General features: G+C 70.7%; 10 protein-coding genes. 3 read left to right on the plus strand and 7 right to left on the minus strand.

Features of this window, described 5'->3' with window-relative positions; all coding sequences use genetic code 11:
• Positions 1 to 85 precede the first annotated feature (85 nt).
• Complete coding sequence (locus tag OG370_RS17530) at positions 86 to 517, minus strand: hypothetical protein (protein ID WP_328465318.1); 432 nt, start codon at positions 515 to 517, stop codon at positions 86 to 88.
• Here OG370_RS17530 and OG370_RS17535 point away from each other — a divergent pair.
• Positions 501 to 725: a hypothetical protein gene (locus OG370_RS17535; RefSeq protein WP_328465320.1), complete on the plus strand. Its 225-nt coding sequence runs from the start codon at positions 501 to 503 to the stop codon at positions 723 to 725. The two genes, OG370_RS17530 and OG370_RS17535, sit on opposite strands and share 17 nt — an antisense overlap.
• A 137-nt stretch (positions 726 to 862) precedes the next feature.
• Here OG370_RS17535 and OG370_RS17540 read toward each other — a convergent pair whose 3' ends face one another.
• Both OG370_RS17540 and OG370_RS17545 read right to left on the minus strand, forming a co-directional pair.
• Positions 863 to 1,204 (minus strand): YkvA family protein, encoded by a 342-nt coding sequence (locus OG370_RS17540; RefSeq protein WP_328465322.1) that lies wholly within the window; start codon positions 1,202 to 1,204, stop codon positions 863 to 865.
• A gap of 81 nt (positions 1,205 to 1,285) precedes the next feature.
• Positions 1,286 to 2,311: a C45 family peptidase gene (locus OG370_RS17545; RefSeq protein ID WP_328465324.1), complete on the minus strand. Its 1,026-nt coding sequence runs from the start codon at positions 2,309 to 2,311 to the stop codon at positions 1,286 to 1,288.
• 410 nt (positions 2,312 to 2,721) lie between these two features.
• On the opposite strand from OG370_RS17545, the gene OG370_RS17550 reads away from it, so the two are divergent.
• Entirely contained in the window at positions 2,722 to 3,834 is a 1,113-nt protein-coding gene (locus OG370_RS17550) for a hypothetical protein (RefSeq protein ID WP_328465326.1), read from the plus strand.
• 127 nt (positions 3,835 to 3,961) lie between these two features.
• Here the strand turns inward: OG370_RS17550 and OG370_RS17555 are convergent, their stop codons facing one another.
• The 4 genes from OG370_RS17555 to OG370_RS17570 form a co-directional block, all read right to left on the minus strand.
• Positions 3,962 to 5,242: an MFS transporter gene (locus OG370_RS17555; protein WP_328465328.1), complete on the minus strand. Its 1,281-nt coding sequence runs from the start codon at positions 5,240 to 5,242 to the stop codon at positions 3,962 to 3,964.
• A 71-nt stretch (positions 5,243 to 5,313) separates the two neighbouring features.
• The gene (locus OG370_RS17560) at positions 5,314 to 5,925 is read right to left on the minus strand and encodes a TetR/AcrR family transcriptional regulator (RefSeq protein WP_328465330.1); all 612 of its coding nucleotides are present in this window, start codon (positions 5,923 to 5,925) and stop codon (positions 5,314 to 5,316) included.
• Positions 5,926 to 6,113: 188 nt separating this feature from the next.
• A complete protein-coding gene (locus OG370_RS17565) occupies positions 6,114 to 7,718 on the minus strand; it encodes a threonine/serine ThrE exporter family protein (protein WP_328465332.1) in 1,605 nt (534 codons plus the stop codon).
• On the minus strand, positions 7,690 to 8,472 hold the full coding sequence (locus OG370_RS17570; protein ID WP_328465334.1) for a DedA family protein: 783 nt from the start codon (positions 8,470 to 8,472) through the stop codon (positions 7,690 to 7,692). Before OG370_RS17570 ends, OG370_RS17565 begins: the two co-directional genes overlap by 29 nt.
• Positions 8,473 to 8,687: 215 nt before the next feature.
• Here OG370_RS17570 and OG370_RS17575 point away from each other — a divergent pair, with 215 nt between their 5' ends.
• On the plus strand, positions 8,688 to 10,082 hold the full coding sequence (locus tag OG370_RS17575) for an ABC transporter ATP-binding protein (RefSeq protein WP_328465336.1): 1,395 nt from the start codon (positions 8,688 to 8,690) through the stop codon (positions 10,080 to 10,082).
• The last annotated feature ends 592 nt before the right edge of the window (positions 10,083 to 10,674 follow it).

The raw sequence follows: 10,674 nt of genomic DNA on the forward strand, positions 1-10,674 counted from the left end.
AGGAAGTTGGCGAATCGCCATTGCGTTCGGATATGCCGGACGGCCCGCCGGGTGATTCCGGCGGGCCGTCGGGAACTTACGTCGATCAGTTGAGTGGAATGTCGAAGTTCTTCGCGGTGATGGACGTGCCGTTCGAGGCCTTCGCGGCGAGCCGCTTGTAGCGCAGCACCAGCTTCGTCGTGTCCTTGGTCGGAGTGAACACGACCCAGCCGGTGGTGGTCTTGCCGGTCTCGGCGTCGGGCAGCGGCGGGTAACCGGCCGCCTTGATCTCGTCGTCGAGGATCGTGGTGCTCGCCTGGTCGATCCCGTTGGACATACCCGTGAGGTAGAAGGAGTCGGCGCCGAAGGTGTCGTAGTACTTGCTGCTGGCGGTCACCTTCACGTTGACCAGGACGACCTTCTCGTCCGCGAGGGCCGAGTACTTGCTCTTGGACGCGGCCGACGGCTGGTACCCGCTCACGTACTTGAGCACGGTCGCCTTCTCGCCCATCACGTCGTCGGTGAACGACTTGTTCACCGTGACCGGGCTGCCGGACGACCCGCTGTTCCCGCTGTCGGTAGTCGCGGACGCGCTCGTCGTGGGCGCGGCGCTGGTGGTGGTCGGCGCGGCGGCCGAGGTCGAGGGCGTGGAACCCGCGTCGTCGGACGAGCTGGAGTCGTCGTTGCACGCGGTGAGCAGCGCGCCGCCGACGAGTATCGCGGCAATGACCGGAAGACTGGGATGAACCCGAACACGCATGATGTACTACCCCGTTTCGAATGCGCGCGCATCGAAATCGGCCCCCATTGCCTCCCCCGAAGTCGCCGCATTCACTTGAATACTGACAACAGCTGGTCACTATACACGGGGCCAACCGCCCCTTTAGCGACCGCGTTTATGCCGATTGGTACGGATTTCCCGGCCGCCGGTGACGGCCCGCTCCGCGGATAGCCGCGTGGCCGCCGCGTGCACCGAACGCAGGGCCAGCATCAGGAAACCGATGTCGTCCACGTAGATCGGATCGGGCAGCAGATCCACCGGCCAGATCAGATACGCGATCGAGCCCCAGAACATGGCCTTGGTCGACAGCGGCATCCCGGTCGCTTTCAACATCCGTCGCGCCCGCACCAGTTTGAGCAGCGTCCGCACCGCGATCACGGCCGTGACCACTCCCACGACCACCACGGCGGCGACCAGCCACCCCACTTCCGCCCGATCCACCACCCACCATCTCCCTCCACATTCGAGGCACCATTCCTCCCCCTCGCGTGCCCCGAATCTCCCCGAACCTGCTTTCTTCGGTGCCTAGTTGTCGGACGAAGGAGAGGTGACCGCGGGCTCGGGAAGGGCAGGCGCCGGAGCGAGTTCGATCGTGCGGGCGCCCTCGTGGAAGGCGGCGAAGGACTGCGTCCAGGGTTCGGCGTCGGGCCAGTGATAGCCGACTTCCCCGTCGGTGGGGCGATAGTCCGCGGTGTAGAGGGTGCCGAACCCCTCGTCGTACTCCCGCCGGTACAGCGGCGGGCGCAGCATCGTGGCGACGGGGGTGTCAGGACCGGCGGCGCGGATCGCCGCGACCCGGGCGAGCGTGCGGCTGCCGGCCTCCTCCTCGGGCGAGACGGGCGCGGCGAGTTGGTGGTTGGCGGCGCACGCCACCGGGTCGGGGTCGACGGCGAGCGGGATGTCCGGGCCGACCTGGACGGTGACGGCGCGGTCCGGGTCCGCGAGTGTGACGTTCTGCGGGATGCAGATGGGCAGGGCGCGCAGGCACTCGACGGCCTCGTCCACCGTGGTGCACGTCTCCAGTACGTAGCGCAGCGCGATCAGGACGGACAGGCCCGGACCGTGCACGAAGCGGCCGCCGAAGGTGAGGGAGACGGCGAGGCCCGCGTCGTTCATCCCGTCGAGCAGCCCCCACGCGCCATCCTGCATCCCGATCACCGGGCGCAGGAAGTGCGAGCGCACGATGGTGCCTTCGCACGCCTCGGGCGGGAAGTCGTAGTTGCGCAGCAGCCGTCCGGGGCGGGCGGTCTGCGTGCAGCCGCTCCAGAACGGTTTCGTCGCCGCGTGCGTCAGCAGCGTCTCGCCCTCAGGCATTTCCGGCACCTGCGCGGCCAACCGCTCCAGCACCGGCAGGAGTTCGGGCATGTGCCGTGCGAACAGTTCCTTCGCCCGCATCGCTCCCTCCGGCGTCCGGCCCTCGTCCGTCAGCCACTTGGCCGGGTCGCTCTCCTTCGCGACCTCCCGCACCCGCGCCGCCCAGCGCCCGTCGCCACCGTCACCGACGTCCACGGCCTTGAACGTCTTCTCGACCCGGCCCGCATGATCCAGCACGGCATCCCCCTGCCCTCGGCGCTTCGCCAACGCCTCCCATGGTAGAGGGATTTCGCCATGTCGGCATTTGTTCGCCATTACGGGCACGCCTTATGCCAGGAGCGCGTGAATCCCCGCTGCCCGCTGGTGAGTTGACAATCACTTCACAGGCAAGCAGGATCGGGAGCCAATCACACGGGGAACAATCTTTTTCGTCGATCACGCTTGGCCTGCGCCGGCCCGCCGCGGAATCAGCTATTCCGTTTGGCGACGCGCCCTCGCATCGGTTCAAGTGCGCTCTCGCGTCTCTTTCACGCGGTCCCACTTCACGGGTCGCCTGAACGCCGGACCGCAGGCGTAGCAGTCGATCGCAGATCGAAACACTTCCCTTCGGATGCGGATCATCTCATTCCGGATGAAAGAAGACTGCTTTGCGAAGAAGCCATATCGGTCGTGCGGCCGTCGCCGCGGCAGGACTGCTCGTGGGCCTTGCGGCCCTGCTGCCCTCAGCACAGGCGGACGAGACCCACGACGGTCAGCCGACCACGGCTGCGGCCACCGACCCGAACGCGACCACGACCGCGACGGGAAGCTGGCAAGAAGTGAACGTCGGCACCACGCCGGCCAAGATGTACGCCTTCCACGACGTCGTGTCGACGGTGTCGGGCGATGTGCTGGCCACCGACCCGGGGCAGGACATCCGCTGCTGGAACGGCACGGGCTGGGAGGTCGTGCCCAAGCCCGGAATTCCGCAGATGCACAACAGCGACTACATCGCCTCCCTCGGCGGCATCTCCTGTTCCGATTTCTCCATCTACGACCAGGAGTCCTTGAGCGCCGACACCGCTCCGGGGCGGTGGCACTGGGACGGCACCGCGTGGCAGCACACCCTCACCGGTGACACCTATCCCTCCATGCATTTCCAGGCATTCGCCGCGAACGACATGTGGGACTTCAGCTACCACTACGCGCACCACTTCGACGGCACCTCGTGGAACACCGTCGCCCTGCCCAGCACGGTGTCGAGCCCGGATATCGTGACGGGCACGTCGGGCAAGGACCTGTGGCTCATGGGTTCGTCGAACACGTCGCCCTTCGGCTCGCTCGCCTACCACTGGAACGGCACCAAGTGGGTCCAGTCCACGCTGCCGTCGACCTGGACGTCGAAGAACAGCGAGCAGTCCGCGGTGACGGTGTCCTCCAAGGAGGTGTACGTCTTCGACTTCACGACGGCCAACGGCTATCTGCGCTGGGACGGCACGACCTGGCACAAGGAGAACACCGGCATCTCCCTCCCCGCGGTCTCCGACTACACCAGCGGGGCCGCGTACTCCGGGGGAACCGTCTGGCTCAGCGTCGCCGCGACCGTCCTGCGCCTGGACAACGGCGTGTGGACGAAGTCGCCGCTGCCCGCGGTCTCCGACCCGTCGCCGATCGACGTCCGCGCGATCGCCGCGGACCCGCGCACCAACACGGTGATCGCCGGCGGTAGCGCGGGCGGCGAGCAGGCGCCCCGACCGGTCCTGCTCCAGTACCAGAACTGACGAACCGTACACCCGCGCGGTGAATCTGCGACTGCGCGTCTAGCACAACCTGGGGCCGTGCGTCCGCGACAGCGGGCACACGGCCCCTCCGGCGTCCGGCCCCCGACGCTCTCCAACCGGCCGCGCGCTAGAGGGAGTTCGCCCGGCTCCCGGCCGCCGCCGGGCGGAACTGCTCGACCGACCACAGCAGGAACGCCACCACCGTCAGGGCGGCGCCCATCACGGTGACGCCGGTCCAGCCCCACGCGGAGTGGACCGCGCCGGTCGCGGCGGACGCGGCGGCACCGCCGAGGAAGACGGTGGTCATGTAGACGGAGTTGACGCGGGCGCGGGCGTCGGGCCGCAGGGCGTAGATGTCGCGCTGGCTGAGCACTTGGTGGCCCTGGACGGCGAAGTCCAGCAGCACGCCGCCGATCGCGAGCAGCACGAGGTTGTCGACACCGAACCCGGCCACGACCATGGCCACCAGGCCGAGCAGGATCGCCACGGCCCGGCCGGGCACCCCGCGCCCGGCGTCGCCGAGCCGCCCGGCGACCGGTGCGGAGGCCGCCCCGGCCGCGCCGACCAGCGCGAAGACCGCGATGCCGTTCTGCGACATGTGGTGCCGGTCGGCGAGTTCGTACGCCACCGCCGTCCAGTACGCGGTGAACGCGCCGAACATGCACGCCTGCGTCAACGCCCGCCGCACCAGCACCGGTTCGCTGCGCGCGAGGCCGGCCACCGAGGCGAGCAGGGTGCCGTAGCGGGCGGAGTGGTCGGGCTTGCGGACCGGCAGCACCTTCAGCAGCGCCAGCGAGGTCAGCAGCATGACGACGGCGGAGATGGCGTAGATGCTGCGCCAACCCCACGCGGCGGCGGCGAAGCTGGCGACGGAACGGGCCAGCATGATGCCCAGCAGCAGCCCGCTCATCACCTGCCCGACCAGCCGCCCGCGCGACTCGGCCGGTGCGAGGTGCGCCGCGAGCGGGATCAGGATCTGCGCCACCACGGAGGTGACGCCGATCAGCACCGACACCGCGAGGAAGACCCAGAAGTCCGGGGCGAACGCGGCCACCGCCAGCGCGACCGCGGTGATCAGCAGGGTGCGGGAGGCCAGCCGCCGGTTCTCCAGGAGGTCGCCGAGCGGAATCAGCAGGGCGAGGCCGAGCGCGTAACCGATCTGGGTGGCGGTCACCACGACGGTGGCGGTGCCCTTGCTCACGTCGAAGGAGTTGCTGAGCAGGCCGAGCAGGGGTTGCGCGTAGTAGAGGTTCGCGACGCTGGCGCCGCACGCGAAGGCGAGGGTGATGATCACCCAGCGCAGCGCCCGCCCTGGCTCGGCGGTGGCCCCGGCTATGGGAACGGGCTCGGGTTCGGCCTCGGTCGGGGCGGCATGGGCGGCGGACGGGGACGGGCCGCTGGTCGTCATACGGGGGCTCTCCGGTGCTCGGTTATTACTGAACGCTTCGTTCAGTTTGAGCAACGGCGATCCGGAGCCGGCTATTCCCTCGCGCCGGCGGCGATCCCCGCGAACACCTGCCGCACGGTCCGCTCCGCGAACTCCTCGTCCAGCGGCTCATGGTCGAACAGCAGCCGGAAGTACACCGGCGCGAAGATCAGGTCGAGCGTCGCCGGGATGTCGAGGTCCGCCCGCAACTCCCCCGTGCGCATGCCCTCCCGCAGGACCTCGGCCGTCACCGCGCGGCGCGGGGACAGCCACTGCTCGCGCAGCGCCTGCGCGATCTCCGGGTCGGACTGCGCGTCCGCGGCGAGCGCGCGCATCAGCGGGCCCGCCGGGCTCCGCGTGAACAGCCGCACCGCCGCCACCGCGATGACGCGCAGCGCCTCCGCGGCCGGGGCCCCCTCGGGAAGCGTCCACGAATCCGCCGCGCGGAGCATGAAACCCTCCAGGGCCACCGCGCCGCGCGACGGCCACCACTTGTACACGGTCGCCTTGCCGACACCCGCGCGTGCGGCGATGGCCTCCATCGTCGCCGCCTTCAGCCCGCCTTCCATCATCAGGTCGCCCGCCGCCGCCAGGATCGCCGCTTTGCGCTTCTCGCTGCGAGGCCGGCCGGTCCGCCCCGGGTGCCCCATCTCCTCCACGTCCATCCGGCCGCCCTCCACCCTTACTGAACGCTACGTTCACCGAGCGTACGGCAACCCGCCGCCACGGTTCCTGCCTGTGCGGAAGGAGCCGCACATACGCAGGGGCGCCGGGGGTACTCCCCGACAAGCCACCCACGGACCGCAAGGTCCCGTGACGCACAGGACGGGGCAGCCGGGCGGGTCCGGCACCCTCAGAACCCACGGGTACGTTTTGCGGCGCGGCGGGGGGCGGAAGCCCCGGGCGCACGGAGCGCGAGCCGGGCAACCTCGTTGCCGAGATTGACCCCGATCGCGAGGGCGAGCGCGAGCGCGGCCGCCTTGGTGAGCTGGCTGAGCGCAGCGGACTGGTGGTGCTGGGTGAGCGCGAGCAGCCCGAAGTAGGTCGCGGAACCGGGCAGGAGCGGCCCGATGGCGGCGGTGATGTAAGGAAGGACGGAGACGAAGCGGTAGCGGGCCATCAGCTGCCCGAAGAGCCCGACCAGCCCCGCGGCCGCGGCGGTCGCGGCGACCTGGTTGCCGCCCGCCCGCTGATGGAGCACCCCGAAGACGGTCCAGGCGACGCCCCCGTTGAGCGTGGCGACCAGCAGCACCTTCCGCTCGCACTGGAGCAGGACCGCGAACGCCAGCGTGAGCACCATCGCGGCGGGCAGCTGCACCCACGGCCGGTCGTACGCCCGCAGCGCCTGGTCCGGGTTGAGCCGCGCCCCGAAGTGGACCCCCGCGTAGAGGACGAGGGTGACCCCGATCACGATGCCGACGATGAGGTAGACCACTTCGAGCAGCCGGGCGGAGGCGGTGATGTAGAAGCCGGTGAGGCCGTCCTGGACGGCGGCGACCAGCGCCCGCCCCGGCAGCAGCGCGAAGAGCCCACCGGTGATCACCGCCGAGGACTGCACGTTGGTCGCGCCCGGTATCCAGTGGCCGTACTGCCCGACCAGCACGCCCATCGCGGCGGCGGGCATCGCGGCGACCGCGAACTGGTAGAACTCCGGCAGCCCCCGCGCGGCCAGCAGCCACGCCAGCCGGTCGCCGAGCATCGCGGCGAGCGCGGCCAGTACGAAGATCAGCGGACCACCGCCGACCAGCACGCTCGCCGCCCCCGCCAGCAGCCCGGCCGCGCCGGTGAGCACCCACGAGCTGTAGGGGTGCCGGTTGCGGCGGATGTCGGCGAGGCTGCGGTACGCCTCCTCCAGCGTCACCTCGTGCGCGGTGATCCCGTCGACGAGGTGGAAGACGGCCGCCAGCCGGGTGTAGTCCGTGCCGCGCCGGCGCACCGTACGGCTCATCGTGTGCGGGGTCTCGGTCAGCGACGGCTGGTACGAGATGCCCAGCAGCGTGAAGGTGACGGTCGGCTCCACCCGGGCCAGCCCGTACGCGAAGGCCACCCCGAACATCGCCGCCTCGACGTCCTCGGCGCCCTCGCCGCCGGCCAGCAGCAGCTCCCCGATCCGGAGGGTGAGGTCGAGCACGCGCGGCACCGAAGCGCCGCTCGCCGTGCCCGCCGCCCCCGGCCGGTCCGCGGGCGGCGCGGGCCGCTCGGTCGACGGCAGCCGCAGCATCGCCCGCATCCGGTCCTGCCACAGTCCGCCTTCGGGCGGCAGCGTGATCACGGGTATGCCGTCGGCGGGCGTCAGCGCGGCGCCGAGATCGACGGGGCCGGGGTCGGTCTCAGGGCCTTCCGGCTCTTCCGGCCCTCCCGACTGTCCCGGCTCTCCCGGCCCTTCCGGTGACCCGCCGGACGGGCCCCGCCGCTCCTCGCCCAAGGCGTCAGCGCTTCGTCGCGCGGTGCCGCCCACCGCGGGAGGCGGTGGCGGCGATCGACTCGGCACCCGGGTCGGCGGCCGGCGCGGCCCCGCCGCCGGTCTCCAGGCCGGCACCCACGCCCGTACCGGCACCGGCACCCTCACCCGCACCCGCACCCGCACCCGCAGCGGACTTCTTGCGCGAGCGCAGGAACTCGATGGCGACCGGGACCACGGAGACGAGCACCACGAGGACGAGAATCGCCTCGATGTTGTCGCGGACGAACGCGATCTGTCCGAGCCAGTACCCCAGCAGGGTGACGCCGGCGCCCCACAGCGTCCCGCCGATGATGTTGAAAGTCGCGAAGGTGCGGTAGTTCATCCGGCTGACGCCGGCCACGATCGGCGTGAAGGTCCGCACGATCGGCACGAAGCAGGCCATCACGATCGCCTTCGGCCCGTGCCGCTCGAAGAAGGCGTGCGCCTTCTCGATGTTCTCCATCTTGAACAGCCGGGACTCCGGCCGGGAGAAGAGCGAGGGGCCGACCTTGCGGCCGAACCAGTACCCGGTCTGCTCCCCCACCACCGCCGCCACCGCGATCAGCGCCGCGACCACGGCCAGCGGCTGGTGCAGGGTGCCGGACGCGACGAGCAGCCCGGTGGTGAACAGCAGGGAGTCACCGGGCAGGAAGAAGCCGATCAGCAGTCCGGACTCGGCGAACACGACCAACAGCACGCCCCACAGGCCGTAGGTGTTGATCAGATGGTTCGGGTCGAGCCAGCTCGGGCCGAGCGCGAGGTTCGTCACGAGTCAAAAGTATCAATCCAGTGTTGATACAAGCGTTCCGCAACCTACGAGTAGTGCACTACCGTCTGCGCAGCGTCAACCACGCATCTTCGCAAGTCTGGCAAGTCACGCAGGCCACACACGTCACACCCAACCGGCACCTGTGTGGCGCCTGTGAGCAAAACCTCCCCCCACGTGCCCCGTCACCGTGCCCGAACTACCTGGCGGCTCCCGTTATGACTCGCGCCATCACTCTGCACGAAGTTTCCAAGTACTACCCGAAGCAGCCGTCGCCGGCCGTGGACCGGTTCTCGCTGGACATCGCACCTGGTGAGTTCCTGGTGCTGCTCGGCCCCTCGGGCTGCGGAAAATCGACCGTCCTGCGGATGATCGCCGGCCTGGAGGACATCACCACCGGCGAGCTGCTGCTCGACGGCGAGTACTCCAACGACCTGGCTCCTGGCGACCGGAAGATGGCCATGGTCTTCCAGAACTTCGCCCTCTACCCGAGCATGACCAGCCGGGAGAACATCGGCTTCCCGCTGCGCTTCGAGATGCCCGGCGAGGAGCCTGGGCCCCGGGTGGACGAGACCGCCCGCATCCTCGGGATCGAGGAGATCCTGGAGCGCTACCCCGGGCAGCTGTCCGGCGGTGAGCGCCAGCGCGTGGCGATGGGCCGGGCGATCTCCCGGCACCCCTCGGTCTTCCTGATGGACGAGCCGCTGTCGAACCTCGACGCGAAGCTGCGCGCGCACCTGCGCGCCGAGATCGCCCGCCTCACCCACGGCATGGGCGTCACCACGGTCTACGTGACCCACGACCAGGCCGAGGCGATGTCGCTCGGCGACCGGGTGGCGATCATGCGCAGCGGGGTGCTCCAGCAGCTCAGCAGCCCCCGTGACGCGTATCACCTGCCGGAGAACGTGTTCGTGGCCGCGTTCGTCGGCACCCCCAGGATCAACCTGCTCCAGGCGACCGTGATCGCTCCACTCAGCGGAGGGATGTGGATCGACTTCGGCCGCCAGCGACTGGGCCTGCCCGAGCCGCTCAGCTACGACCACCAGATGCTGCGCATCCAGCAGGGCCGGCCGATCATCGTCGGCCTGCGCTCGGAGGCGGTGCGGATCGCCCAGCCCAGCCAGGCGCACTCCGGCGAGGTCGTGATCAGCGGGATCGTCGAGCATGTGGAGTACCAGGGCCATGAGTCGCTGGTGCACCTCAACACCGGGTCGCGGCCCGCGGTGGTGCCCGAGCTGGAGGCGCCCCGGCCGGCCCCCGCGCCCAGGACCGGCAGCCGCCGCGCCGCGAACGGTTCCGGCGGCGGGGGTGGCGGCATCGGCAAGCTGGCGCAGAAGGCGGCCCGGCGCATCCAGGCGTCGATACCGGCGCGCGAAGGTGCAGGGGGCGAGGTACCGCCCCGGCCCAGCCATGCGCCGGCCGCCGTGATCGACCGGCCCCCGGGGTCTCCGGAGACCCAGACCGGCGATCTCGTGGTCCGCACCGGCCCCGACATCCGCGTACGCCGCGGAGACCGGGTGCCTCTTCTGGTCGACCTCGCGCACCTCTACGTCTTCGACCGCGACGGCAACCGCATCTGCCCGGCCCCGGCGCAGCAGCCGCGGCTGGAATAGGGGCGGGCCCCTGCGGCCCCCTGCGGGGTGGCCGCCCCTGACCCCCCGGGGTGCCCCTCCCTTCCCCGTCCCGGGACCATCCCTCGGTGGGTGGGCGGATGGGGGTACCTCCCAGGCGAAGCGCGGGCCCCTGCGGGGTGGCCGCCCCGTCCCCGTCTGACCGCCGGCTCGTGGCGGATGGGGGTACCTCCCAGGCGAAGCGCTGGGGGAGCGCAGTTCCCCGCGCCCCTGGGTGGGTGCCCCCTGCGGTGCGTGCTTATCTGCCGGCCGGCTCTGGCTGAGCGCGCAGTTCCCCGCGCCCCTGTTGGGGTTGCTCGCCGCTGTTGGGCGCGGGGTTCCCCCGTTCCCGGGGTGGCCGGGCGCTGCGGAGGAGCCGCACAAAATCAGGGGCGCGGGGAACTGCGCGAGCAACCGGCCACCGGGCGCAAGCCGGGGACGAGGCGGGCACCCTCGCGGCGGGGAGCCGTAGAGCACCGCAGACCACGCTGGGAGAAGGTCCCGGGGGACGTAAGGAGGGGTTCACCGGGGGTTCATGGGGGCGCCCTAACGTGCACATGGTGACGACGACCCGCGGGCATTGGTTCAAGCCACG

This window comes from Streptomyces sp. NBC_00448 (genome assembly GCF_036014115.1).
Classification (GTDB): Bacteria; Actinomycetota; Actinomycetes; order Streptomycetales; family Streptomycetaceae; genus Actinacidiphila.